General features: G+C 42.0%; 24 protein-coding genes, 1 tRNA gene and 1 pseudogene. 16 read left to right on the top strand and 10 right to left on the bottom strand.

Translation table 11 applies throughout. The features are described from left to right. Positions 1 to 333: 333 nt before the first annotated feature. The 3 genes from V7K76_RS31345 to psbX form a co-directional block, all read right to left on the bottom strand. Positions 334 to 894, bottom strand: coding sequence for a TolB family protein (locus tag V7K76_RS31345; RefSeq protein ID WP_334777248.1), 561 nt, complete (start codon positions 892 to 894; stop codon positions 334 to 336). 47 nt (positions 895 to 941) lie between these two features. Next, the gene (locus V7K76_RS31350; RefSeq protein ID WP_334777249.1) at positions 942 to 1,856 is read right to left on the bottom strand and encodes a Ycf66 family protein; all 915 of its coding nucleotides are present in this window, start codon (positions 1,854 to 1,856) and stop codon (positions 942 to 944) included. Positions 1,857 to 2,207: 351 nt separating this feature from the next. Continuing rightward, positions 2,208 to 2,327 (bottom strand): photosystem II reaction center X protein, encoded by a 120-nt coding sequence (gene psbX / locus V7K76_RS31355; RefSeq protein ID WP_334696052.1) that lies wholly within the window; start codon positions 2,325 to 2,327, stop codon positions 2,208 to 2,210. A gap of 285 nt (positions 2,328 to 2,612) precedes the next feature. Between psbX and V7K76_RS31360 the strand changes: the two genes are divergently transcribed. Continuing rightward, entirely contained in the window at positions 2,613 to 2,906 is a 294-nt protein-coding gene (locus V7K76_RS31360) for a YggT family protein (protein WP_292853255.1), read from the top strand. A gap of 184 nt (positions 2,907 to 3,090) precedes the next feature. Here V7K76_RS31360 and accC read toward each other — a convergent pair whose 3' ends face one another. Then, on the bottom strand, positions 3,091 to 4,434 hold the full coding sequence (gene accC, locus V7K76_RS31365; protein ID WP_334777251.1) for an acetyl-CoA carboxylase biotin carboxylase subunit: 1,344 nt from the start codon (positions 4,432 to 4,434) through the stop codon (positions 3,091 to 3,093). Positions 4,435 to 4,867: 433 nt separating this feature from the next. Between accC and V7K76_RS31370 the strand changes: the two genes are divergently transcribed. The 13 genes and pseudogenes from V7K76_RS31370 to V7K76_RS31430 form a co-directional block, all read left to right on the top strand. Beyond that, positions 4,868 to 4,948: transfer RNA gene (locus tag V7K76_RS31370), tRNA-Leu, on the top strand. Between the two features lie 367 nt (positions 4,949 to 5,315). Beyond that, complete coding sequence (locus V7K76_RS31375; protein ID WP_334777253.1) at positions 5,316 to 5,945, top strand: chorismate lyase; 630 nt, start codon at positions 5,316 to 5,318, stop codon at positions 5,943 to 5,945. 653 nt (positions 5,946 to 6,598) lie between these two features. Continuing rightward, complete coding sequence (locus V7K76_RS31380; RefSeq protein ID WP_334777254.1) at positions 6,599 to 8,329, top strand: DUF3352 domain-containing protein; 1,731 nt, start codon at positions 6,599 to 6,601, stop codon at positions 8,327 to 8,329. A 221-nt stretch (positions 8,330 to 8,550) separates the two neighbouring features. Continuing rightward, on the top strand, positions 8,551 to 9,648 hold the full coding sequence (gene ccsB, locus V7K76_RS31385; protein WP_334777255.1) for a c-type cytochrome biogenesis protein CcsB: 1,098 nt from the start codon (positions 8,551 to 8,553) through the stop codon (positions 9,646 to 9,648). Between the two features lie 197 nt (positions 9,649 to 9,845). After that, entirely contained in the window at positions 9,846 to 10,154 is a 309-nt protein-coding gene (locus V7K76_RS31390) for a KGK domain-containing protein (protein WP_334777256.1), read from the top strand. 167 nt (positions 10,155 to 10,321) lie between these two features. Further along, a complete protein-coding gene (locus tag V7K76_RS31395; protein WP_334777257.1) occupies positions 10,322 to 12,112 on the top strand; it encodes a hypothetical protein in 1,791 nt (596 codons plus the stop codon). A gap of 27 nt (positions 12,113 to 12,139) precedes the next feature. Further along, entirely contained in the window at positions 12,140 to 13,069 is a 930-nt protein-coding gene (locus tag V7K76_RS31400; protein ID WP_334777258.1) for a hypothetical protein, read from the top strand. A gap of 285 nt (positions 13,070 to 13,354) precedes the next feature. Beyond that, the gene (locus V7K76_RS31405) at positions 13,355 to 13,609 is read left to right on the top strand and encodes a SemiSWEET transporter (RefSeq protein WP_334777259.1); all 255 of its coding nucleotides are present in this window, start codon (positions 13,355 to 13,357) and stop codon (positions 13,607 to 13,609) included. 21 nt (positions 13,610 to 13,630) lie between these two features. Continuing rightward, on the top strand, positions 13,631 to 15,286 hold the full coding sequence (locus tag V7K76_RS31410; RefSeq protein ID WP_334777260.1) for a B12-binding domain-containing radical SAM protein: 1,656 nt from the start codon (positions 13,631 to 13,633) through the stop codon (positions 15,284 to 15,286). A 119-nt stretch (positions 15,287 to 15,405) separates the two neighbouring features. Next, complete coding sequence (locus tag V7K76_RS31415) at positions 15,406 to 15,594, top strand: CPXCG motif-containing cysteine-rich protein (protein ID WP_012411100.1); 189 nt, start codon at positions 15,406 to 15,408, stop codon at positions 15,592 to 15,594. 19 nt (positions 15,595 to 15,613) lie between these two features. After that, positions 15,614 to 16,063, top strand: a complete 450-nt coding sequence (locus tag V7K76_RS31420) for an SRPBCC family protein (RefSeq protein ID WP_334777261.1) — start codon at positions 15,614 to 15,616, stop codon at positions 16,061 to 16,063. 987 nt (positions 16,064 to 17,050) lie between these two features. Next, positions 17,051 to 17,818, top strand: a complete 768-nt coding sequence (gene crtW / locus V7K76_RS31425; protein ID WP_334777262.1) for a beta-carotene ketolase CrtW — start codon at positions 17,051 to 17,053, stop codon at positions 17,816 to 17,818. A gap of 242 nt (positions 17,819 to 18,060) precedes the next feature. Continuing rightward, a pseudogene (locus tag V7K76_RS31430) lies at positions 18,061 to 18,294 on the top strand (transposase); the annotation flags it as partial. Between the two features lie 120 nt (positions 18,295 to 18,414). Here V7K76_RS31430 and V7K76_RS31435 read toward each other — a convergent pair. Both V7K76_RS31435 and V7K76_RS31440 read right to left on the bottom strand, forming a co-directional pair. Beyond that, entirely contained in the window at positions 18,415 to 18,600 is a 186-nt protein-coding gene (locus V7K76_RS31435) for a hypothetical protein (RefSeq protein ID WP_179063627.1), read from the bottom strand. 57 nt (positions 18,601 to 18,657) lie between these two features. Beyond that, positions 18,658 to 19,728, bottom strand: coding sequence for a glycosyltransferase family 4 protein (locus V7K76_RS31440; RefSeq protein WP_334777263.1), 1,071 nt, complete (start codon positions 19,726 to 19,728; stop codon positions 18,658 to 18,660). Between the two features lie 456 nt (positions 19,729 to 20,184). Here V7K76_RS31440 and xth point away from each other — a divergent pair, with 456 nt between their 5' ends. After that, entirely contained in the window at positions 20,185 to 20,967 is a 783-nt protein-coding gene (gene xth, locus V7K76_RS31445; RefSeq protein ID WP_334777264.1) for an exodeoxyribonuclease III, read from the top strand. Between the two features lie 77 nt (positions 20,968 to 21,044). Here xth and V7K76_RS31450 read toward each other — a convergent pair whose 3' ends face one another. Continuing rightward, positions 21,045 to 21,203 (bottom strand): hypothetical protein, encoded by a 159-nt coding sequence (locus V7K76_RS31450; RefSeq protein ID WP_334951547.1) that lies wholly within the window; start codon positions 21,201 to 21,203, stop codon positions 21,045 to 21,047. 346 nt (positions 21,204 to 21,549) lie between these two features. On the opposite strand from V7K76_RS31450, the gene V7K76_RS34750 reads away from it, so the two are divergent. Further along, on the top strand, positions 21,550 to 21,675 hold the full coding sequence (locus tag V7K76_RS34750) for an IS4/Tn5 family transposase DNA-binding protein (protein ID WP_442936197.1): 126 nt from the start codon (positions 21,550 to 21,552) through the stop codon (positions 21,673 to 21,675). Positions 21,676 to 21,892: 217 nt separating this feature from the next. Here the strand turns inward: V7K76_RS34750 and V7K76_RS31455 are convergent, their stop codons facing one another. The 3 genes from V7K76_RS31455 to V7K76_RS31465 all read right to left on the bottom strand — a co-directional run bounded on the left by V7K76_RS31455 (position 21,893) and on the right by V7K76_RS31465 (position 24,418). Beyond that, positions 21,893 to 22,597 carry a hypothetical protein gene (locus V7K76_RS31455; RefSeq protein ID WP_334777266.1) on the bottom strand — a complete coding sequence of 235 codons (705 nt, stop codon included), beginning with the start codon at positions 22,595 to 22,597 and terminating at the stop codon, positions 21,893 to 21,895. Continuing rightward, positions 22,572 to 23,819, bottom strand: coding sequence for an urease accessory protein UreH domain-containing protein (locus V7K76_RS31460; protein WP_334777311.1), 1,248 nt, complete (start codon positions 23,817 to 23,819; stop codon positions 22,572 to 22,574). Before V7K76_RS31460 ends, V7K76_RS31455 begins: the two co-directional genes overlap by 26 nt. A 206-nt stretch (positions 23,820 to 24,025) precedes the next feature. Further along, positions 24,026 to 24,418 carry an ankyrin repeat domain-containing protein gene (locus V7K76_RS31465; RefSeq protein WP_334777267.1) on the bottom strand — a complete coding sequence of 131 codons (393 nt, stop codon included), beginning with the start codon at positions 24,416 to 24,418 and terminating at the stop codon, positions 24,026 to 24,028. Positions 24,419 to 24,708 lie beyond the last annotated feature (290 nt).

Below are 24,708 nucleotides of genomic sequence, written 5' to 3' on the forward strand. Positions count from 1 at the left end.
AGCCCTAACCCCGTCACACCCAATCAATTCCCCCATTCCCTCAGAACCCCAATTCCTACCCCGTAGTGTGTCTCTAGCTGTGGGGTTTTGTTTTTGGTGGTTGGGTGCGATCGCTTTTTGGGCTCTTGCGTCCCTTTTATGGTGATTGAGGATTGATTGTAACAAAACCCCTGTGGGGCAAGGGTTATAAAGAGTTATGGCACTGTTTTGAATGAAATGCTTACAGGGCAAGGTTTTCAAGGGTTTTGAACCGGGTTCTCCATAAAAATAACCGAAGAGCCACTTTTTGGTTTACTGTTAATCGCGTCTCTCCAAACTCCTAACTCCTAACTCCTATGGAGGTGAACCTACAGTTGCACCATTAGGAATATCTAACTCAATATTTGGTCCCCGGTCTAAGACTTCAATATCCCACTGACCACGGGTAGCGGTTTCAAAGACAATATAACGTCCATCTGGGCTGATATTTGGTTTTCTGACCCAGCCGCGATAGATGGGTGTGACGATTTGCGACTGTTGTGTAGCGCGATCGTAAAGCGCTACCACTGGTCTACCTTGGTCACTAGTAAGATAAGAAATATAACGCCCGGTGTAGCTCAAACTTGGACTTTCGGCAATTGTCTCCTGTCGGTTTATTCCCGGTGTGCTAATAAACAGTTGCCTCTCCAAATCGTATACCAAGAGTTGCTGATTACCATTTCGATTAGATACAAACGCTAAAAAGCGCCCATTTCCACTCAAAGCAGGTTGCTCCTCGGTGTAGCGACTGTTGAGGGAAGTAGGCCCTATGGAGATATCATTAGAACCACAAGATACAAGTAAACTTGCTAAACCAAAAACCAGGCTCCAATGAATTGGTCTTTGGAGCCAAAATGTCGGCGTAAATTTTTCCACCTCAACTGTTTTCCGTCGCCTCTAAATCTACTTCCACACCAAATGTTTTAAACATCGTCATCAAAATCGGTCAAATTATCTGGTCGCTCATTTGGTTTTTCAATTGGATTGTATGGCACATAATCAGTTGGGATTGCATCATCATCTTCGCGCGGTCTTCGAGGAGTTGAGTCAGTGGATGGACGACGCCTTTTCGGTCTGGGAGAAACATCATCTTCACGAATTTCGGGACGCTGGGGGCTATTATTACTGCGGCGAGAAGGTTTTCTGACTTCCCCACTCGAACTTTCCCAATCATCAACTTGCCTAGATGAAGAACCCCAATTTTCCTCTTCAGAACTTTCAGAAGGGCGATTCACAGGACGACCAGAAGTCCGCCTACGTGTTTTATCCCCTGAAGTCTGTCTTTCACTACTGCTGCTGTTGCGGCGTTCTGTACGACGGGGGGGTTGCTCCTCGTAGTAGTCATCACGTGTTGAAATCTCATCCCTACTACCCCGAATTCGGGGACGCACGGGGCGATCCTCTTCTTCATAAGGCAGTGGATCTAAGTCTGCATCCATTTCAGCTTGATACTTTCTGCGATCGTTGTACGAATAGCGATCGCTAACTGGTCGATCTTCATCCACAATCGGAGTGTTGCGCTTTGCTTGTTGGGTAGCTATACTCCGCAGGCGAATACTTTCAACTGCAAAAAATACAGTTGTGCCAACTAAAAGTAATTGACCAAATTGTAGAATTGGGTCTAGCCGCCATCCTTGAAACACCAGAATGAAGCCGCAAAGCAAGCCGACTGCCGCAAAAAAGATATCTTGATCCCGTGACAATTCTGGACGCACAGTGCGGAGAAAATACAGTGCTGCCCCAGCCACAGCCAGGAAAATTCCTAGAATACTGGCTGAGTTTGCTCCAAAATTTACCTGAGCCAGAAAACTGGCTGAGTTCAGCCCAAAATTTATCATTGCTGTTTTCCCAATATCAAATCTATGTTAGCGAGTCACAATTAAAATCACTACTGTAATTAGTCACGAAATATTGAAGCTTCAAAGCCTCTGGCAAAGAAGCTCTGAAGCTATTCACCGAAAAGTAAAAACACATACTTCTGTCAGCAAACAGGGAGTAGGGAACAGGGAGTAGGGACTGGGGACTGGGAAAGAATTCTTTTAATCCCTATTCCCTACCCCCTACTCCCGCCCCAACGGGGCTTGGTCATCTACAACCGCCACCAGCAGCAGAAATTGCTGCTTTTAGTGCAATTAAGTAGATAGCTGACAGACAATCGATTATGAGAGTTAAATTAACTCTCATAAGCATTATGAACGCTGAATTTTATCCTTTTGGCTAACGAAAATTAGACCAACTGTAGCAGGTACTACCACAATTGCAGCACCCCAAGCCAGACTCCAAAGAAAATTTGCTAAAGAAGGGGTCATACTTCTAAACCTTTTTTTACACACTTCATCCTAATTTTAATAGTGTATTACTTTCTTGAGAAGCCTCTAACTCCGAACTTCTAAACTTGGTAACTGCTGTGAGAGAGTTTGCTTTTCTATTCCAGAAGGAAGTGGCAGCATTTGGTTAAAATGATGATGAGAGTGCTTTACAAAGCTTCAAACTTTTTTTGTGGCGATGTCTACGACAGGCTACGCCTACGCAAAGCGCAGCTTGCCGTTGCCCAAATTTTTTCTTTCTTTACAGATAGATAGTAGCTGAAACCGATGACTGGTGTTAACCTGACTGCTTGGATACTTGGCCCTGTATTAGGGGTGATGACGTTTTTATTTATATTTCGTATCATTCTCACTTGGTATCCGCAAGTGGATCTGAATCGTTTGCCTTTTAATTTAATATCTTGGCCCACTGAACCATTTTTAATCCCACTGCGAAAGCTAGTGCAACCTATAGGTGGGGTAGACATTACACCTATTATTTGGGTTGGTATCTTTAGCCTGCTGCGAGAAATCCTACTAGGTCAACAAGGATTGCTGACTATGCTATCTCGTGTGAATTAGGGATGGGGCATTGGGCATTGAGCAATTCAATTTTGGATTTTGGATTGACGATAGCGCCGGCGGCAAGCGAGTCCGCGTTCGCTTTTAGCGTCTCGTAGAGAGCGTCTTTTGGATTAAATTTAAATCTAAAATCCAAAATCTAAAATCTAAAATTCTTACTCCCCAATCCCCAGTCCCCAATCCCCTAACCGTTCATTTCCTGCACAAAATTTGTATAGACATTACCTTGCAAAAACTGTGGAGTTTCCATAATTTTTTGATGAAACCCGATGGTAGTGGGTAGTCCAGTGATGGCACATTCCCGCAGTGCGCGTTTCATCCGGTTAATAGCAGTGGGTCGGTCTGGGGCCCAAACAATTAACTTGCCAATCAAGGAATCATAGTAAGGCGGAATTTGGTAATCAGTGTAAACGTGAGAATCAATCCTAACACCAGGGCCACCGGGGGGAAGATAGCCGCTGATCCGTCCAGGAGAAGGGCGAAAGTCATGATCGGGGTCTTCAGCGTTGATTCGGCATTCGATCGAATGACCTCGTAATACTACTTGGTCTTGGGTAAGCTTGAGTCTTTCCCCTTGGGCAATGCGGATTTGTTCAGCAACTAAATCTATCCCCGTAATCATCTCTGTTACAGGGTGTTCTACTTGAATTCGGGTGTTCATTTCCATAAAGTAGAATTTACCGGATCTATCCAAGAGAAACTCGATAGTACCCGCCCCACTGTAATTAATGAATTGAGCAGCTTTAACAGCAGCTTGTCCCATCTTCTCACGTAGGTCTTGGTCGAGAGCCGGACTAGGTGCTTCTTCTAGTAGCTTTTGATTCCGGCGCTGAATTGAGCAATCGCGTTCACCCAAGTGAATTACATTACCATAGTTATCCGCCAAAATTTGAAATTCGATGTGGCGGGGACGTTCAATAAATTTTTCGATGTAAACGCCAGAATTACCAAAAGCTGCTCCGGCTTCCCCTTGGGCTGCGAGGAAAAGTTTGACAAACTCATCTTCAGAACGCACTAGGCGCATACCCCGTCCACCGCCACCGGCTGTAGCTTTAATCATCACTGGGTAGCCGATATCCTTGGCGAATCCTAATCCTTCTTGCTCGGATTCTACCAATCCCTCACTACCTGGTACTGTTGGTACTCCAGCTTTTTGCATGGTTTCTTTGGCAGTGGATTTATCACCCATCCGTCTCATAGCTTCTGGAGTTGGGCCGATAAAAGCAATATGATGGTCGGCACAGATTTCCGCAAACCGGGCATTTTCTGCCAAAAAGCCATAGCCTGGATGAATGGCAGTCGCATTGCGCGTCAGTGCAGCAGCAATGATATTGGGAATATTCAAATAACTTTTACTGCTAGCAGGTTCGCCAATGCAAACCGCTTCATCAGCAAGTTGGACGTGGAGAGCATTACGGTCAACGGTGGAGTGAACCGCAACTGTGGCAATCCCCATTTCTTCACAGGCGCGGAGAATGCGAAGGGCGATTTCTCCCCGATTGGCAATTAATATTTTGTCAAACTTCATTTTTTAGTTTCGATATCATTACCAGTAGATTGACATTTTCTCTGATCCAATTTGAAATAATGCAGAAGCGTTGTTTCAAATTATCACAGGAGATTCGCCACCCTGATTTTAAGCAAACGTAAGATTGCAGGCTGGTTGCCTTTAAGGGTCTTACTACACTAACAACATTGCTGCTGTAAGTCTTGGCTAGACTACCAAGCTGGGCTTTTGCAATCGCTTATGGCGGGCAGGTACGCGATGGCTACGCCCGCCGCAGGCATCGCACCGCGCCGAACACAGTCGCTCTACCCTTTTTAATATCACTTGTGCAGCTGCTAGATTTCTGTCAGTCTGATACCGCCTTGAAAAAATTTATATTTTTGAGCAACTGAATTTAGATATCACCTTACTATAATTATTTTCTTATGCTATAGTCTATCTTTAGACAAACCATGCGGATGTGGCGGAATTGGTATACGCGCACGCTTGAGGTGCGTGTGGCTTTGCCTTGCGAGTTCGAGTCTCGCCATCCGCATTTTAGCTTGTCTAACCATAGGGTCAATAGTCAAGGATAAAAAAACCTCAGACTATTGACCCTTAAATATAAGTTTTAGTTAGTACTCTAGTGATTGTCTAAAGTATTTAAGTGTTACTAAATACTAGTCAAGTTTGCATTGTCAAAGTACTAGTTTTTTATAATAAGAAGAATTCAGGGTTGAATTCTGTACGACTGGATAATGAATATTGGTTAAAAGCGAGTGGAATAGTGGGCCAAACTAGTATTAAATATTCTCGCCTTAAAACTCTATCCCTTTATGGGTGGAGTATTCTGAATTCTGAATTCTGTATTCTGACTCCTAATTTATGCTTTTATAGAGATACGTGAAGTTTTGTAAAAAGCATTGACTATTACTTTTACGCCCACAAACAACCTAACAGTGCCACCAGTTTGGCATCGCCTCGCTCCGATTTGGCAAGGAGGAGAGGAAATAATTCAACAAAGTTTACCTCACACTCAGCTAGCACCAGCTTGGCAGCTAATGCTTTTGGGTGACGGCTCCCCAACACGTCACTTAGAATTGCTCACGAGTGAACCTGTAGAAGTAGATGTTATTGATATGTCATTGATTGGTATGGACTTGGATGCTGCTCCTGAGTTAATCCAAGCTGTCCCAGGACCTCGACTGCGACGACAAGTATGGCTACGTACTGTTTCTGGTCAGCGATTAGCCTATGCTACTTCTTGGTGGGAAGCCAGTCATATCGATGAGTATTTGCAAAACCGTTCATTACCAATTTGGGCAAGTTTAGCTCGTCTTCGCACAGAGTTGTATCGGGATGTTCGAGGGATTTACTACGGTGACTCATCAGCACTACAGTCGGGTTTTGATGTAACTGGGCCTTTTTGGGGCCGCCACTACTTGTTTTGGCATCATGGACAGCCATTGACTTTAATTTATGAAGTTTTTTCGCCTTATTTAACCAAATATTTGGGGCCTATGCAGTTGAGTGCTGTTAATGCTGAGGCCTAGTATTATTTAAAAGTTTTTCATCCTTGGCAGTGTGCCCCAGGGCATGAGAACTTTGCACCAATTTCAATAACACTATTGTTGTAGGGTAGGCACTGTCTACAGTATTTAATTGATTTTTAATTTTTTATTTCTCAACAAATTACCAGTTGCTTCTCAGCAAAAATAACATCCATTCTGTATCATTTTGATGCCAATTCCCAAAAATGATCGTTTAACAACATATCTGACTTGGAAGATTGGTAATCGATGCGAAATCTCGGACACTGAATTGATCTTGGTTAGATAAAGTTAATACAACGGGTGGAAGCTCTGTAAATAGAAGCTGGTGTGGATATAACTAACTTGCAGCAATGCCCAAGTTAGTTATATCCTCGAAGTGCTTGAAATGACGGATGTGAACTTTTGGAGACTTGCCGATAGAGGCAACCGTTTAAAGGAAGTATCCTGCGAAATTCAAGAAAGCGTGTTAAAAAAGGTAACTAACCACGAAAGAACTGCTTTTGAAACATTCGGGAAGGTTGATTACGGAAATATCATCAATTTTTAGGATCGAAAAATTTATGCAGTTAACTGTCCTAGATAACGAGAAATTTATTGGTTAATTTAACTAATCAAGTAAGTAATGAGTTTGCAAGTATGAGGTATAGGTTTCAATGGCACTACCTCTTGTGTCTGTTCGGATGAAAAAAAATAAGAAACCATCTCTGGTGCTGACGCTCTCGGCTGCTGGGTTATTGATTGGTGCGGGGAGTGCAGCATACTGGTTGTTAGCTCAGAGACGGCTATCTTCTAGCGATTTGCTAGTAGGGGCAAATATTATTCCTGGTGATGCCCTGTTTGCGGTTTCTTTAACAACAGATCCCCAGCAGTGGCAGAAGTTGCGGCAGTTTGGGACAAGAGAAACCCAAACAGAACTGGACAAAAATTTAGTCCAGTTACGCGATCGCTTTCTGACTAATAATGGTTACGATTTCCAAAAAGATATCGCTCCTTGGGTAGGCAATGACGTTACCATCGCAATCCTTGCCCCGACAATCGTGAGTAAACCTACACCCAAGCCAGTTACTACTAACGAAGATGCTGGTAGCGATCAGCAGTCGATGGTAATGGTATTGCCAGTAAAAAACCCAGAAATCGCCAAAAGCATTTTGGCACAACCCAAAACCCTTAAACAAGGTAAATGGATTGACCGTACTTATCAAGGGTTCGCCATCAAACAAAGTGAGGGACAAGTAGGGGAAAACTTCTCAGCCGCATTACTAGATGGGCGTTTTTTAGTTATAACTGATAATCCTAAAGCTACAGAAAGAGCGATCGATGCCTACAAAAATAAAACATCCTTAGCGACAACAGGGGGCTTTGCCGAGAATTTCCCAAAAATTGCCGATTACCAACCCTTTGCCCAGTTTTATGTAAATGTGCCAACAGCAGCCAAAATAGCCGCAGCCTCTCCAAATCGCCCTTTACCTGCTCAAGTTTTGGCTCAACTGCAAAATAACCAAGGTTTAGCAGGGACAATTACCTTAGAGTCAGAAGGAATCCGCTTCAAGGGCGTTTCTTGGCTAAACCCTAATAGTCAAAGAGTGCTGGCAGTGGAAAACAAAGCTGGCAAAATGCAAAGCCGCCTACCAGCCGAAACCTTAATGATGCTTTCGGGGGGCAACTTACAGCGATTGTGGGGAGATTATGTTTTAACATCCCAGGGAAATCCCCTCTCGCCGATCGCACCAGAACAGCTACGAGGTGGTGTAAAATCTCTTACCAATCTTGATTTAGATAAGGATTTACTCAGTTGGATGAAAGGTGAATTTTCTCTATCAGTGATTCCGACTACTCCAAAAGCAGGTTCACCAGATGATTTTCGTTCTGGCTTAGTGTTTATGGTAGAGGGAAAAAATCGCAACTCAGCTGAAGCATCCTTAAAACAGCTTGATGATGTGATGAGAAATCAATACCAGTTCCAAGTTCAACCGGGGAAAGTCGCTGGACAACCTGTTGTTAACTGGATTTCACCTTATGGTACCTTAACTGCTACCCACGGTTGGTTAGATGGAGATGTCGCCTTCTTGGTAGTGGGCGCTCCGATTACGGATAAAATTGTTCCTAAACCCAACAACACGCTAGCTAACACTCTTGCCTTCCAACAAACAGTTCCTACAGAACCAAATCCGACAGATGGTCAATTTTTTCTGGATGTGGAAAAAACTGTGAAAAATTTTCCATTACCAACTCTAATTCCCAATCAACAAACTTTGCTAGATGCAACGCGCTCAATTGGGATGACATCTGCTGTCAGCGACAGTCGTAGTAACACCTACGACATTTTTATCGCACTCAAAAAAGTTACTAATGCGACTGCTTTGCCTACTCCAGAAACTAGATAGGGGATTGGGGACTGGTGATTGGGGATTGGGGATTGGGGACTGGGGACTGGGGATTGGGAAAGAAATTCTTTTAAGATTGGTTGGGATATGAATCTAGATACTTATCTTCGCCAGTCTCCAATGCCCAATGCCCAATGCCCCATTCTCTATTTCCCTTTAAACATATAGGATCAAAACAGTCAAGAATCAATATTTTAAATTATCCACGGAGAGAAGACTTTATGAATCTGGTTGTACTCCAGAATTGGCTGGACAATGCCTCCTTTGCCATATTATTCCTGACAATGCTGGTTTATTGGGGAGGAGCGGCTTTTCCAAATCTGCCTTATCTAGCCGCTTTGGGGACAGCTGGGATGGCGATCGCAAATTTGTGTATAGCTACTCTATTGGGTGCAAGATGGATCGAAGCTGGTTACTTTCCCTTAAGTAATCTCTATGAATCTCTGTTTTTCCTAACTTGGGGAATTACCGCCGTCCATCTGATTGCCGAAAATAGTAGCCGTAGCCGCTTAGTAGGAGTTGCTACAGCTCCGGTGGCAATGGCGATCGCAGCTTTTGCTACTATGACACTACCATCCCAGATGCAGGCGTCAGAACCACTAGTACCTGCTTTGAAGTCAAATTGGCTGATGATGCATGTCAGTGTCATGATGTTGAGTTATTCTGCCTTGATGGTGGGTTCATTATTAGCGATCGCTTTTTTAATTGTCACTCGCGGTCAAAACATCCAACTACAAGGCAGTTCTGTTGGTACTGGCGGCTATCGCAGCAATGGCTACCGCTTGCACAAAGCCACTGAACTAATTTCTCAACCATCAGCCCCCGCTATCGAAAATAACGGCTTTGCTCGTTTTGAAAGTAGTAGCAACGGCAACGCGAACACCGCTGTTTTGGGTTTAGTCACAACAACCCCAATCCAAAATCCGCAAGACGCTCGAGGACTCGCTAACGCTTCGCTATCCGAAATTCCAAATTCTGAACCCCTTTCACCCCAACGCCTTAGCCTTGCTGAAACCCTTGACAACATCAGCTATCGCATCATTGGACTAGGATTTCCTCTGCTGACAATTGGTATCATTGCTGGTGGTGTTTGGGCTAACGAAGCCTGGGGTTCTTACTGGAGTTGGGACCCGAAAGAAACTTGGGCATTAATCACTTGGTTAGTTTTCGCCGCCTACCTTCACGCCAGAATTACTCGCGGCTGGCAAGGGCGCAGTCCTGCAATTTTAGCCTCCGCCGGCTTGCTTGTCGTTTGGGTTTGCTATCTCGGTGTGAATCTTTTAGGTAAAGGTCTGCATTCTTACGGTTGGTTTTTCTAATACAGTGATTCCATACACTCTGACCTTTTTAGGAGAGAGACTTTGAATCTTACCCCCTTCCCCTTGTAAGGCAAGGGACTGGGGGTTAGGTCTGTATTGAACTCAACAGAAAACTGCCATAACCTTAAAATCATTATTTTATTTCGGATGAACTGTTATATCTCTGGAAAATATAGATTTAGTGACAGGAGATTTTTATGGAAGATGGATTTGAGAGACTAAATCATGATGAAGTTGTGTCTATAGAACCAAACACTTTCAATAAGTTAAATATTGCTAAAACTTTTAAAGTCCGTGATTTGATTACAGCAATTAAGGAATATATTGGAGCAGAAGAGACAGATGAAGTAAATTTGTATACCCAAGGATTAAATTGTGAAGTTTTGCAATTTAGCACTCAGGGATGGAAAAAAGGAAAAGTTAGACTTGCTTTAGAATTTTGTTCTGATGAATCTGAGTCACCACTTGATGAAATTTTTCAAAAACTCAAACAAGTGGAAAATTAATACTCAATGAGGATTCCTAAGTTCATTGATGAAACTAAGTTAACAGGATATTAACTTCAGAAAATATTTATGCTTCGAGGGTGAGTGCCTTACTCGCCCTTTTTTACTGGTATTGCTATAGTAGCGGATGAAACATTTGACTAAGTGCGAGCGCATCTACTATCAACATGGATAAAGAGTCTCAAAATCGCTTAAAACACTTTGCTGCTTTAAAGTCCAAGTACCAGGCAACTCAATATCAAGATTCATCACCCGCTAGTCTCCTGTATCTCATACTGCGTAAAGTTGATTTAGGTATTGAACTCAGTGACCTAGAACTTAATTGGTTACAAGAGCATCAACTTTTTGAAACTATTGAAATTATCTGGCTACAACAATTTAAAATGGGAGAATTCAAAAGACTAGAAGCTGAATTTTCTCATCTTAAAGCTAAGTATAAAGTTGCCAAAAACTGGGAATCATCAGTAGGTAATGTTTTGTATCCGATACTTTGGAAACTTGACTCAGAAAATAGTTTGACTGATTCAGAAGTCAAATTATTGCAAGATAATAATCTTACTCAAACAGTTGCAATTGTTCAAGATATAAAACGCTTTGCTGATCTAAAAAATAAATATCAAGCCACCAAGTATCAAGATTCATCTCCTGACAGCCCACTGTATAAAATACTAAAAGAGCTAGACACAGAAATGAGTTTAAGTGATCATGAATATGAGTGGTTGCTAAATCATGAACTTTTTGAAGTTATAGAAATTTTTGAAAAACAAGAGTCTGCAAGACGGGCTAAAGTTATCCAGCTAAAGAATAAATATCAAGCAAGCCAACATCCAGATACGTCCTTATCAGGTCAACTATATCAAATACTCCAAAAAATTGATGCGGACAAAAAATTAATTTATTCAGAAATTTACTGGCTAGAACAGCAAGGACTTACCAATACAATTGCTATTGCTGAGGAACTTGAACGAAAACGAGAATTTATCGCATTGAAGGCAAAGTATAAAGCTAGCCAATATCAAGATTCATCACCTACTAGTTATTTATATACGATTCTTAAAAAACTTGATTCAGAAACTCATTTAAATGAGCAGGATATTAATTTTTTAAGACAGTCTCAACTACCTGAAACAATTGAAATTGCTAATGATAAATATGCTTCTATTTTGAAGTCAAAGATAATATCAGGAGTAGTTCTGAGCGATTTAGAAGTTGACTGGCTAAGAAATAATGAATATGAAGATATCATTATTTTAGCCCAGCACAAGCACTTTGCTGCACTCAAAAGAAAATATAGATTGGCAGCTCCTTCACTTCCATTAGAGCCATTTTACACGATCATGGTCAAGCTAGAGAAAAAAGAACGGCTAGATCCTAAGTTAGTTTTACAGCTTATGGAAGAGAATGAACTATATCGTGGTGGTGAAATTGCTCTTGCGTATTACAGACTAGAAGCAGAGTTTTACGAACAAGAACTTGGACGTACTGGACACAAGTGGAATATCCCCACAGCCAGTGGTTATTGGCGCAAAGCAAATGAGCCTGAACAGGCTTTAAAACTTACTAACCTAGACTTAAATAGAGTTAACAACAGTAATCTCAAATCAGCTATTTTAGTCACTAGAGGGGCAGCATTCAGAGATATGGATAACTTAGCTGATGCAGAGATTTGTGCAAAAAAAGCTATGGAATATCAGCCTGATAGTCATCAACCTTACACCTTAATAGGTGCTATATGTTATGACCAATATAACTATGAAGAAGGGGATTGTTGGTTTGAAAAAGCCATTCAGCGTGGAGCTGAAACTGAAGATATAGATGCTGAAAGAAAACGAGTAATCAAGACTACAAAAGATGAGAATAAACGACATGAAGCAGCAGAGTACTTGTTAAAAAAAGATTCACAACGATATGCTTGGGCTAAGTCTTATCTCAAAAAATCGTCAGAACATGGTAAATAAACTGGTTTGCATCACCAAACTACCAACATGACCAGATTTATCCATGACCAATTTGCCAAAGACTATCTCGAACAATTACTCACTCCTTACGGCGAAGTCCAAGCACCTAGACGAGTCGCAGGAGAAGTTAGACAGATTGATGTTTATTTCATTCCCAAACCACAACCAAGGGAGATGCCAGGAACACTCGGATTATTAGGTCAAATTGTCACTACCCCTTCTCTACTTGAACCCTTTCGTAACGCAGCCTCAGCTACAGAAATTTGCGATTGTCTCTTAAAATTATTAGAGGTGCGTGGCGATTTACAACGACAAGCAAATCGGAATAAAACTCGTATTCTAGAATCTGATTTACCAAAATTATGGATTCTTACCCCCACAGCATCAGCGCAACTCTTATCAGGATTTGGTGCTAACCCAAAAGATGACTACCTACCTGGAATACACTTTCTGCCACAATATCTACGTACAGCTATAGTAGCAATCCATCAGTTGCCTTCTATCCGAGAAACCTTATGGCTGAGAATCATCGGTAGGGGAAACGTTCAAAAGCAAGCAATTGATGAACTAGAAGCACTTACTCCTGATAATCCTTTCCGAAAAGCAGCGTTAGAATTGCTGTACAATTTGCAACAAAACTTACAAGTCACTCAAAATCAAGACGAGGAAGATAGGGAATTACTTATGCGATTAGCACCACTTTACCAACAAGACCGCGAACAGGCGATACAAGAAGGAGAACAACGGGGACTCCAAACAGGACTCCAAACAGGACTCCAAAGAGGAATTCAGCAGGGAGAACGCTTGGTGGTAGAAAACTTGCTCAAAGTTCGCTTTGGTGAAATAGATAATGAGCTTCAAGCAATTATTGAACCTTTATTATCGTTACCGCCAGAAGAGTTTACGCCTTTACTGTTGCAGTTGTCTCGTGAAGAATTAATTCATCGGTTTTGCTAGTGTTTATCACATATCCTTGAATGAGTTTTATTTTGTCATGCTAATTGCATTTATAATCGGTCTTTTTTGGTGGTTAATATACATAAATTACAATTTTTACCGATTATTCTTGCTAAGACCGTGATACATTTTTAGATTACCGACTTATTGAATAAGTCGGTAATCTTGTTGTTAAGATGTTGTAGCGATCGCTCAACAGTGTAAAATGTCTCGTATAGCGTTGTATTAATCAGACAATGGCGATCGCTGATGTATGATATGGCAACTTAATATGAATAATTAAACATGGATTTTCTGACAATTCTAGGATTAGCTGCCGCCACATTAACCACCACCGCATTCTTACCACAGATGTTTAAAACTTGGCAAACAAAATCAGCCAAAGATGTTTCTTTAGTAACGCTGGTTACATTCATAGCTGGTGTTTTTTTGTGGCTAATCTATGGAATTTATTTACAATCTTTACCAATTATTCTTGCTAACGCCGTAACATTGGTTTTTAACTTAATTATTCTATGGCTTAAAATTAAATATAGATAAACTTGCATCTAACAAACACCTGTGACATCATCTGTATTTGACTCTGAACGCCTTCTATTTAACCCCACTACCCCAGATACCAACGCTATTCCCATAATCTTCGCCTTTCCCAATGAGTACAGCGTAGGTATAACTAGTCTCGGCTATCAGGTAGTGTGGGCTACTTTTGCAATGCGTGATGATGTGCAGGTGAGTCGCCTGTTTACCGATATTCACGAACAACTCCCCAGAAAACCGGAAATTATAGGATTTTCGATTTCGTGGGAACTGGATTATGTGAATATTTTAAATTTGCTGGAATCTTTAGAAATTCCCATTCGAGGAACCTCTCGTGATGATTCTCATCCGATAATTTTTGGTGGCGGCCCCGTTCTCACTGCTAACCCCGAACCTTTTGCAGATTTTTTTGATGTCGTTTTACTGGGGGATGGCGAAATCCTATTAGGGAATTTTATTGAGGCTTACAAAGAAGTCAGAAATGCCTCAAGACAAACTCAACTAAAAAGACTTGCACAAATACCAGGAATTTATGTACCCAGTTTGTATGAGGTGGAATATTACACCAGAGATGGTGAAGTAAAGTCAATTAAACCAATTTCTCCCGAAATTCCCGCAGTGGTGCAAAAGCAAACTTATCGGGGTAATACACTATCAGCATCAACTGTAGTCACCGAAAAAGCCGCCTGGGAAAATATTTACATGGTGGAAGTGGTGAGAAGTTGTCCAGAAATGTGCCGCTTTTGTTTGGCGAGTTATCTCACACTGCCTTTTAGAACAGCGAGTCTGGAAGATTCATTAATTCCAGCGATCGCCAAAGGTTTAGAGGTCACAAATCGGTTAGGATTATTAGGGGCTTCAGTTACTCAACATCCAGAGTTTGAGGCGTTGCTAGATTATATTAGTCAACCAAAGTACGATGATGTCCGTCTCAGTATTGCCTCAGTGCGAACTAATACTGTAACAGTCCAGTTAGCAGAAACTTTGACGAAACGAGACACGCGATCGCTTACTATTGCTGTAGAAAGTGGTTCTGAGAAAATCCGGCAAATCGTCAATAAAAAGCTGCATAACGATGAAATTATCCAAGCGGCGATAAATGCCAAAGCTGGCGGATTAAAAAGCTTGAAACTCTACGGAATGGCAGGAATTCCTGGTGAAGAAGCAGAAGATTTAGAGCAAACCGTGGCAATGATGCGTAATATCAAAAAAGCTGCACCAGGATTGCGCTTAACATTTGGATGCAGCACCTTTGTACCCAAAGCACACACACCCTTTCAATGGTTTGGGGTGAATCGGCAAGCCGAAAAGCGGTTGCAGTTTTTACAAAAACAGCTAAAACCACAGGGAATAGAGTTTCGCCCAGAAAGCTATAATTGGTCAATTATACAGGCTTTGTTATCGAGAGGCGATCGCAGACTCTCCCAACTTCTCGAACTTACTCGTGACTTTGGCGATTCCTTGGGTAGCTACAAACGTGCTTTCAAACAACTCAAAGGACAAATCCCCGACTTAGATTTCTACGTCCACACCGAATGGTCAACAGAACAAGTATTACCCTGGAGCCACTTGCAAGGGCCTCTGCCACAGTCTACACTACTAAAGCATTTGGCTGATGCTAAGAGTTATATCAATCCATCCCCAAAAGAATTACAGCCAGTATTGGGGACTAGGGATTAGGGATTAGGGACTGGGGACTAGGGACTAGGAATTAAAAGTTAATACCCAGTAGCCAATACCCAATACCCAATACCCAATACCAGTCCCCAATACCCAGTCCCCAATACCTTGAAAACTTGATGCAAAACACAGCCGAGTATTACTGTGCCTATTGCGGCGAACCGAACTTAACTTTTATTGATTTGAGTGCTGGAGGACAGCAATCTTACGTTGAAGATTGTCAAGTTTGTTGTAACCCAAATATTTTGTATGTGCGGGTTGACGAAGATACCCTAGATATCGAAATTGATACTGAATCCGAAAGTTGAATTTTAGGTTTTTCTTTCCATGCTGCACTTTAAACATTCCTCAGTAATTAATGCCTCACCAGAAGTAGTTTGGAAATTTCACGAAAGGCCAGATATTCTACAACTGTTAAATCCACCTTGGCAGCCAGTCCAAGTGGTTCGTCGTGAGGGGGGATTGAAAGTAGGCGCTATCACCGAATTTCGCTTGTTTCTCGGACCATTACCCTTAACTTGGTTAGCGCGTCATACTGAATGTGAAAAATATCGTCTGTTTACCGACGAACAAATATCTGGCCCTTTCGAGTATTGGGTACATCAACATGAATTTGAACCAGAAAATGGCAAAACTAGACTAACTGATGCTATCTCCTTCTCTATGCCTGGTGGAGGAACAGTTGAATTTATCAGTGGTTGGCTAGTACAAGCGCAATTAGAAGCGATGTTTCGCTATCGGCACTATGTAACTAAACGAGAATGCGAGTCATATTAAGTAGGTGGGCGTCAATATTTGTCGTTGGGATAAGGCAGGAAGCAGGAGGCAAGAGAGTTTCAGCCTCGGTCATTTTTGTTAACATAAACCTCATCTATGTTGAAACCTAGAGTTTTTTAAAAGATATATTTATGTAGGTTGGGTGGAGTGAAACGCAACCCAACATTACCACCAAATTTTATGTTGGGTTACGCTATCGCTGCACCCAACCTACAAAACTACTAAGTATGTGTAGGGTGTGTTACGGCTTCCGTAACGCACCAAAATCTTCGGGTGGTGCGTTAGCCTACGGCATAACACACCCTACAAGACTACTGGAAGTCGCGGCTATACAAACAAAACCCACCTCAGTGGGCTAAAAACCCTTGATTTTCTCTTAGTCCACGTTCGCGTAGCGTTCCGCAGGAAAGGTGGACTAAGTTTTGTGTAGTAGCGAATTCTATTCACCTAATATTTTTCTTTAATACTATAGATAGTCCTAATTGATAGGTTAAATCAGTAAAATAAGCAATGAACTTTACCTAAGTGACGCTTTAGAGTTGGGGTTTAATCCTCAATCTGAACCTTAGACGCTTGGCGATGATTCAGTTTCTAGACTACATTAGTTTGGGATCTCAACGGCTACAGCATCATACACGAATTACTCCACTTCATTACCTACTCTTGCTGCTAATTATGTTACCGCCTTTTTCCCCGACTTCGGCTCTTTAAAAAGCCCCATATTACAAATACTAGTTTTTATCATCACCAAAACCATCAGTACTATAACTTGTATAATCCAACCGCCATACCAAAAACAGTTGTTGGTATGGCGATTGTATGTGTAATAATAGTTAAAGTATCTTAATATTTCTAAACATCTTAAAGTGTTAGCACTATCCAATGCAAAACACTGACCGCTAATAGGGTTTTCTGGCTGGTGGTTAGTGTTTTTTGTGGTGACTATATTTTAGGAATTTTTACCTGAATACTAGACGGAATAATAGCGTGATTCAATTAGAACAACCACCCAGTCATCAAACAAAACTGACTCCAGTAGTGAAAAGTCAATCCCAGTTTAAAGGACTTTTCATTGCTATTGTCATTGTGAGTGTATGGGTTATTAGCTTGAGTTTATTACTTCCCCTTGACATCTCCAAGTCAAAACTTTGGGTGCTATTGCCTACCATAGCTTGGCAAACATTTTTATATACGGGATTATTTATTACGTCTCATGATGCTATGCATGGGGTAGTGTTTCCCCAAAACAGCAAAATTAATCATATTATTGGGATATTAACCCTATCTCTTTATGGTCTTTTACCATATAAACAATTATTAAAAAAGCATTGGTTACACCACCACAATCCAGCAACTCAAAAAGACCCAGATTTTCATAATGGTAAATACAAAAACTTCCTTGCTTGGTATTTATATTTTATGAAAGGTTACTGGAGTTGGGGACAAATAATTACCCTCATCATTATTTATAATTTTGTTAACAATATACTCCATATCCCCAGTGATAATCTAAATTACTTTTGGGTGTATCCTTCACTTTTAAGTTCATTCCAATTATTTTATTTTGGTACTTTCCTCCCACATAGCGAACCAAAAGGAGGCTATATTCAGCCTCATTGTGCCCAAACGATTAGCCGTCCAATTTGGTGGTCATTTATCACGTGCTATCATTTCGGCTATCACGAGGAACATCATGAGTATCCCCATCTTCCTTGGTGGCAGTTACCAGAAATTTATAAAGGGACTTCCAAATAAAAAATATCCAATTAACTCTTGTGGGGTGGGCGTCTCGCCCGCCCAGTTCATAGGGCGGGCAAGATGCCCACCCTACGATATTGGATAATTTATTTCTTGGAGTTCCCAAAGCAAAATAGCTCTTGTTTCTCTAATAAATCAGTAGGCGTGAATAATTAAAGGTTTCAGCCCTTAAAATAAGTCTGGGCTGCTTACAAGAAAGACTGGGAAGTTTGAAAACCCCTAAAGAACAGGTACGCAGTGATGTAGACCGTTCTGAAAACATAGAGCCTACTGGCAACACAGTTGGATTAGATGTTGGATTGAAAGAGTACTACACCGACTCTGATGGAACAATGGTTGAAAACCCTAAGTTTCTTCGTATTGGTGAAAAAGTTCTTAAGCGTTCACAACGTCGTGTCTCTAGAAGACTAAAAGGCTCAAAAAACAGAGGCAAAGCTAGACATATTTTAGGCAAGCGCCACCTCAAAACCAGTCCCGAAGCGCCAAAGATTCCCCAACTTGATACGCTGAAGTTGGGGAATCCTGAGGGCAACCTGTTGATAGGTCTAAACTAAATCAGTATTGATTTTTAGTAAGTTTTATATGTTGAAAAACTAAGTATTCACTGCTGGCTGGGGAACTACTCCGGTGTTCCGGGTATCCACATTAGGTAAGCGAATAGCATTTAATAGCGGTACTTCTTGTCGGCACGACAGGCAAAACCAATATAGTTCACCATGACGGGCATGACGCAGGAGGGAACCGCCGCAGCATGGGCAGGTGTTGGCTCTCGTACTCATACCAATATCCTCCTTAAAAAAATTTGTTGTTTAAACTCAGCAAAAAAAAGCAGTTGATTAAAAATGGATTTTGGTAGCATGAATGCGACCATTCGATTCTATGCGGTCTTTAATAATTTGTCTGTAAACAGCTTCATATCCGTTAACCATTTGGTTAACGCTAAAGTTATTTTCCACATATTTTCGACAGGTTTGACGATTGAGTTCCAAAGCTAGTGGAATCATTGCGGCCATTTCTGCGTAGTTATTGCAGATAAAACCTGTTTTACCGTGGGCAATAACTTCAGGTACCGAACCTAAATTCATCGCAATAACTGGTGTACCAGTTGCCATTGATTCAATCATTACTAAACCAAAAGGTTCTTGCCAGTTAATAGGGAAAAGAGTGACAGCAGCATTGCCCAAAAGTTCAGCTTTTTCAGCGTGGTTAATTTCGCCGAGATATTCAATTTGCTGACCATCTATATGGGGAGCAATCTCTTGTTCAAAAAACTCAGAGTGTACTGCATCAACCTTTCCTGCCATCTTCAAGCGCCAACCACTTTGTTTAGCAATGGCGATCGCATGTTGCGGCCCTTTATCTGGCGAAAAACGCCCTAAAAATGCCAAATAAGGAGGTTCTGACGGTTGGGTTATGAATGGGTAATCTGCTAGCTCAATTCCGTTATAAACTGTGGCAACATAATTGAGATCGATTTGACGCTGCGAGTTACTAATGCTGATATAAGGTTGCTTTTGGTGGTAGCTAAATGCGTGACGGTTGTCAGTTGTAAAATTATTGTGCAGGGTGTGGACTGTAGAAGTTGTTGTTATCAAACTCGCTAAAGGTAATGCCGAAATCCCTACATGAGAATGGATAATATCGAATTGGGCAGCACCTTGGTAAACTTGGCTTAGTTCTAGCATTTCATACACTACATACTCTTTCACATTTGGGTCTAAGCGTAATGCACGTGGATAAACTGCTTCTAAATGAGCCAAAGTTTGAGAATCGCCAGAGGCAAATAAAGTTACCTCATGACCACGACGAACAAGTTCATCAGTTAAGCGACTCACTACCAGTTCTATCCCTCCATAATTAGGAGGTGGAACCCTTTCCCATAAGGGGGCAACTTGAGCGATTTTCATAAGTTTTTTTGGTTCAGTCTATGAAATTTACCTCAATAATGAGCTACATCATTATTTTATGAGGCAAGAGCATTTCTACTTACTCTTTTGACATTTAAATTAACCTAAAAGGCTAACAAAAGCGCAATAAAGGTTAATCGCACCGCACATTTCCTTCCGTCAAATCTAATGGGCTATCGGCAAAAGTCAACTCTGACCTACAGTTCTAACCTATAACTAATCTATTACTTGTTGCATCTGTCCTGGGGATCATAATGAGGTAGACTATTTTGTAGCGGAACTTACAAAATTGAATATTTTGTAGCGGAAAATACTAAAATATTCAATGGGATCAAATCATTAAAGCTTGGTTTAAAGGTAATTGGTAAAAGGAAGAAAAATTATAAATATTAAGTAATTGTACAATAATTACATAATTTGTAATTAGTAATTTACAAAAATTCTGATAATTAACTAATGAAAATCGCTACTTGGAACGTCAACTCAATTCGCACTCGCCTTGAACAGGTTATCGATTGGTTAACCCTGAATCCTGTTGATGTTCTCTGCTTGCAAGAAACTAAAGTTGTGGAAGCTGAATTTCCGCGATCGCCTTTTGAGGAGTTAGGCTATAACCTTTATATATCAGGACAAAAATCTTATAATGGCGTAGCCCTGATTAGCCGCCAGCCACTTGTAGATGTCAGTAGCGGATTTCGGGCGATTTTGCCAGATTTACATCATGAATGGGACGAGCAAAAGCGCGTGATTACAGGTGTAATTGATGGTGTTCGCGTTGTAAACTTATATGTTCCCAATGGTGCAGCAGTAGGAACCGAGAAATATGAATACAAACTACGCTGGTTGACAGCGCTACACGAGTATTTAAGATTGCTGGTGTTGTCAGAATATGCAATTTGTGTGTGCGGCGACTTCAACATTGCCCTAGAAGACAAGGATATTCACGAGCAAGTGAGTACAGAAAATCATATCATGGCAACAGAAACAGAGCGTCAAGCCTTACGGGACATTTTGGCGCTGGGATTTGCCGATGCTTTTCGCAAATTCAACACAGAAGGCGGAAATTATAGTTGGTGGGATTATCGCTCTGCCGCTTTTCGTCGCAACTTAGGTTGGCGAATTGACCATCACTATTTGACACCCGTACTATATGAACGTGCTAAAAGTTGCATTATTGATGTCGCGCCAAGAAAGTTAACTCAACCCAGCGACCATGTGCCGGTAATTGTGGAATTTTAAATTGGGGATTGGGGATTGGGGATTGGGGATTTGGGACTGGGGACTGGGATTGGGGATTGGGGACTGGGGACTGGGGACTATAGCGGTTCTCGTTTGGATGCAATACACAATAGAGTAAAGCAATGCTCATTGGTGTCAACTTCAGCTGAAACTCCTTTAAAATCTCGTTTCCAGCCGGAGGCTGGAAATGTTGCTCCTGGTGGCTCTGCCGCCAGTAAGGAGAGGCGGAGCCTCAAAGACAAGCATTCCCAGTCGGAGACTGGGAACGAGAGAATCTAAAAGCTAGTTCTAGACTTGCTTTCACGTTAAGTTGACACCAATGAGCAATGCTGTGCCCCTACAAATGGTCTGTATTCTATGCAATTAAGAACCGCTATAGAACAATCTGACTTTTACCGTTAAGTCTCAAAAGGCTTGCTTACAAAGGATTTTAGATAAAGCACAGCACATAGGGTACAGTAATTGAAATTGGGTGCTAAAGGTGACAAATCATGTTGGACTGGTGGGAGAAAAATTTTGCTACTTGTGAATTAGGCGATTACCTACGGTAGGCTTCGCCAACGCCGATTGAATGAGGGTGCAATGTCAATTGGCTACGCTATAAGTCAAGGATTTGGCAAAGCACTGTCGGAAATATTCAACGGAGGAACCGTACTCAAGAGGGCTTATGAGTTTTTGCGAACGCTAAAGTGGAATTTTCCAAGATAATTGAGCCGCACTGTTAAATGACGGCGGAAACTGTTGCGGAATGCGAAGTAGTGCCCATTTCATTACGGCAAGAAATTTCATAGGGCGGGCGAGACGCCCACCCCACAAGAGTTAATTGGATATTTTTTTATTTGTCAGTCCCAAAATATAGCGATGTAATGCTCCCGGAGCAGAGGGCAAAGACTTACTATAACTTAACCCTCCACTCCACTACTCCCTATTCCCCACTTCCCCCTCTCGTCCCTCGTACTGCAACAACTAAGATGGCAATGAATCCGAAGATTGGCAGTGCGATCGCCCAAGTTGGTAATTTCTGAGATTCTCCCTCTGCTAAATCACCATTGACATCTCGTATGTTTCGTGTATTCTCTTGTGTAGACCCGCCTGCTACAGTAACTTTAAATTTGAACTCAAAGGGTTTGAATCTTGCCCCAGAGATCGGTTTACCATTCAGTTGCAACTCATAAATACCTGGCTTGGGAAAAACAACTTCCGCACCTGGAATACCTTGATAGCGTTCGGCTGACACAGGTTTTAACTCTGGTTCTAGCAGTGCAGGCTCTCCGGCTGCATAAGGTTCGGCATAAACAGCTAACTGACAATTACACTGTGATAGGGGAATTACCCTTCCACCTCTGCGGGTAAGTGCAAACCAGGCTTGGCTCGGTTCTCCAGCACGGGGATTATCATTTGGTTCAATGTGGATAGTGGCACCGACATCTCCAGCTACTTCCACTTTATGAGCAGATGCAGGGTAAAGATTAGTCATTGATATAACTAAGCAACTCAGGAATAATAAATACTTTATTGTTCCTTGATTCTGCCAGGAAATGCCTTTGAGTAGGTAATGCCTCTGTTTTTGACTTGTTGGGATGAAGCCAGAAAATAAGGATGATTTACCGCGATTTGGTTGGGGGAACATAAAACTTTTCTACGGCTAACTTTGACCAAAAAAAGCGCGAACGGATTAGCAAGACACTGAGAGTAAAAAATACCAACAGTACTGCCGCTAATTTATTTCCCCAAGTTGATTGCAAGGAACCCAGGTAATGGGAACCAATCAACACAGTATGAATAGCACTCAAGAGCAAGGCTGGCACACCCAATAGATGAATCTGTCGCCAACGCTTACCCCAAGATTTTTGCAAAGATTCCCAACTTGTGAAAGCGGCGGGGGACATTAATACTAATGCTACAGCACCCGCAGCCATACCCCACTGAAATTCTCGCGGCATAAAATCAAAGGCGGCAAAATTCCATTGCAATGAGTGTTCTATCATGTGGGCGGTATGAACTACAGAAAGCACAAAAGCTCCCACTCCCAAGCCCCGGCGGTAACGCAGTGGTGAAGCCCACAAGCCACTAATGGGACGCGCAATTAGTGCCAAAATTAAGCAGATTAAGGCAGCGTGTCCGGTGTAATCTACCATTGTGTCACCAGTCCGCAACAAGGTAATGATGCCAATGATCAGCGTCACCCAACCGCCTAATCGAAACAACTGACTGCGCTTGTCTTGACTTACCAAAGATGTGGAAACGCCTACACCTAACATCGTCGGCAGAGTTCCTAAGCCAAAAGCTAGCATCGTTGCCCCACCCATCCATAAATTGCCAGTTTCAGCAGCTTTAATTTGGGCAGCATACAAAAAACCACAGGGCATTAAACCCCAAGTCATCCCCAAAAACATTGGTGTCCACCATTTGGTTTTTAAGGAAAGCTTAACCATTCCGGTGCTGAGGCGATCGTGTAAACTACCTTGCAATAGGGGATGTAGCACAGGAAGACGCGGCAGTAAATCGGGTTTTACTTGTCCTAAGCCAAACCAAATCAACATGACACCAGTTAGAATTGCCATCCAGCGCCGGAAGTCACTGCCAACACCCGCTAGCTGTCCGCCTTGCAGTAATACCGAACCTAGCGCCCCAATGCTCGCACCGACTAGGGCATAGCTCAACATCCGCCCCAGATTTAGCAGGATATGAAATTTTAATTGCTGTTGCCAAGTGTTGGGCTTTTCTAAGGGTGATGTCTGTTTCGGCTGATGAGACAGGGAAAACGCCACTGTTAAAGGGCCACACATCCCGAAGCAATGTCCAAAACTCCCCAGGAATCCCACGATCGCGATCAGCAATAAATCTACCATAAAAAAGCCCTGAGTCATGAGTCCTGAGTGTCAGAATAAAGATTTTGAAGAAGTAATAAGAAATTCTTTTCTTTATTCAGCACTCCTCTAGTGCGGCACTTTACGTGAAGTTGCGATCGCTGTCAAAAGACAAACCGTCAAACTTGATGTTTACTCCAGTCAGGAAAGCCTGGGTGTAAACAACCGTAAAACTCCTTACACACAAGCTACTGAGAGCCTTTCAACTCAAGCAACCCTGGAAATCCGCGCATTGGGCAAACTTTTATCAGCGATTTGCCTGTATCAGGTCTAAAACGATGCGACCTAATATCACTCTGCTTACTGCCATCTTCTAGCAACGCCTGTTCACAGTAAAAGTGCATTTCACCTCCCCCAGCCAGAACGGTATTTTGAGATTCTTGTTGAACAGCATTCACATTCGCGCCATGTTCCAAGAGGAAGCGAATCATATCAATACCTGCATTGGCGCTGCTAACCGCACACATTAATGGTGTTTGCTGGGAATACTCGTCTAGGCGCTCAATATCAACCCCATTGGCTATTTTACGTGCGACTCCTGCAATATCTCCCTGCTGTGCATAAATATGAATTTTTTGCATAATTTTTCTGAGCTAACTTTTGATATAGATTATTGGCGTTGCTGAATCAAAATGTGAATTATGCGTAAACATCGCCTCCAACGCCAGGATTTGTGGTGTTGCTCAAGCGTTGGCTTATTGAAAGAACATTTTAGCCTATGTTCTAGCTTATTAAAATCCACCACCTTTCTATCCTTGCAATCCGGGTGTTTGATAAACTCGTGCTGGGAAATTTTCTAAAACATCAGTTTCACTGTTACTAGACTCATGTGCAGGTGCTACATCTTCCTCTGGTAATGGCAACATCCGCG

Origin of the sequence: Nostoc sp. (genome assembly GCF_036917975.1) — a bacterium.
Taxonomy (GTDB): Bacteria; Cyanobacteriota; Cyanobacteriia; order Cyanobacteriales; family Nostocaceae; genus Nostoc.

Excerpts from the sequence above, each read along its gene's own strand:
- V7K76_RS31350 (WP_334777249.1), bottom strand. The coding sequence starts at position 1,856 with ATGATAAATTTTGGGCTGAACTCAGCCAGTTTTCTGGCTCAGGTAAAT.
- psbX (WP_334696052.1), bottom strand. The coding sequence starts at position 2,327 with ATGACCCCTTCTTTAGCAAATTTTCTTTGGAGTCTGGCTTGGGGTGCT.
- V7K76_RS31360 (WP_292853255.1), top strand. The coding sequence starts at position 2,613 with ATGACTGGTGTTAACCTGACTGCTTGGATACTTGGCCCTGTATTAGGG.
- accC (WP_334777251.1), bottom strand. The coding sequence starts at position 4,434 with ATGAAGTTTGACAAAATATTAATTGCCAATCGGGGAGAAATCGCCCTT.
- V7K76_RS31380 (WP_334777254.1), top strand. The coding sequence starts at position 6,599 with ATGGCACTACCTCTTGTGTCTGTTCGGATGAAAAAAAATAAGAAACCA.
- ccsB (WP_334777255.1), top strand. The coding sequence starts at position 8,551 with ATGAATCTGGTTGTACTCCAGAATTGGCTGGACAATGCCTCCTTTGCC.
- V7K76_RS31390 (WP_334777256.1), top strand. The coding sequence starts at position 9,846 with ATGGAAGATGGATTTGAGAGACTAAATCATGATGAAGTTGTGTCTATA.
- V7K76_RS31395 (WP_334777257.1), top strand. The coding sequence starts at position 10,322 with ATGGATAAAGAGTCTCAAAATCGCTTAAAACACTTTGCTGCTTTAAAG.
- V7K76_RS31400 (WP_334777258.1), top strand. The coding sequence starts at position 12,140 with ATGACCAGATTTATCCATGACCAATTTGCCAAAGACTATCTCGAACAA.
- V7K76_RS31405 (WP_334777259.1), top strand. The coding sequence starts at position 13,355 with ATGGATTTTCTGACAATTCTAGGATTAGCTGCCGCCACATTAACCACC.
- V7K76_RS31415 (WP_012411100.1), top strand. The coding sequence starts at position 15,406 with ATGCAAAACACAGCCGAGTATTACTGTGCCTATTGCGGCGAACCGAAC.
- V7K76_RS31420 (WP_334777261.1), top strand. The coding sequence starts at position 15,614 with ATGCTGCACTTTAAACATTCCTCAGTAATTAATGCCTCACCAGAAGTA.
- V7K76_RS31435 (WP_179063627.1), bottom strand. The coding sequence starts at position 18,600 with ATGAGTACGAGAGCCAACACCTGCCCATGCTGCGGCGGTTCCCTCCTG.
- V7K76_RS31440 (WP_334777263.1), bottom strand. The coding sequence starts at position 19,728 with ATGAAAATCGCTCAAGTTGCCCCCTTATGGGAAAGGGTTCCACCTCCT.
- xth (WP_334777264.1), top strand. The coding sequence starts at position 20,185 with ATGAAAATCGCTACTTGGAACGTCAACTCAATTCGCACTCGCCTTGAA.
- V7K76_RS34750 (WP_442936197.1), top strand. The coding sequence starts at position 21,550 with ATGTCAATTGGCTACGCTATAAGTCAAGGATTTGGCAAAGCACTGTCG.
- V7K76_RS31455 (WP_334777266.1), bottom strand. The coding sequence starts at position 22,597 with ATGTTCCCCCAACCAAATCGCGGTAAATCATCCTTATTTTCTGGCTTC.
- V7K76_RS31460 (WP_334777311.1), bottom strand. The coding sequence starts at position 23,819 with ATGGTAGATTTATTGCTGATCGCGATCGTGGGATTCCTGGGGAGTTTT.
- V7K76_RS31465 (WP_334777267.1), bottom strand. The coding sequence starts at position 24,418 with ATGCAAAAAATTCATATTTATGCACAGCAGGGAGATATTGCAGGAGTC.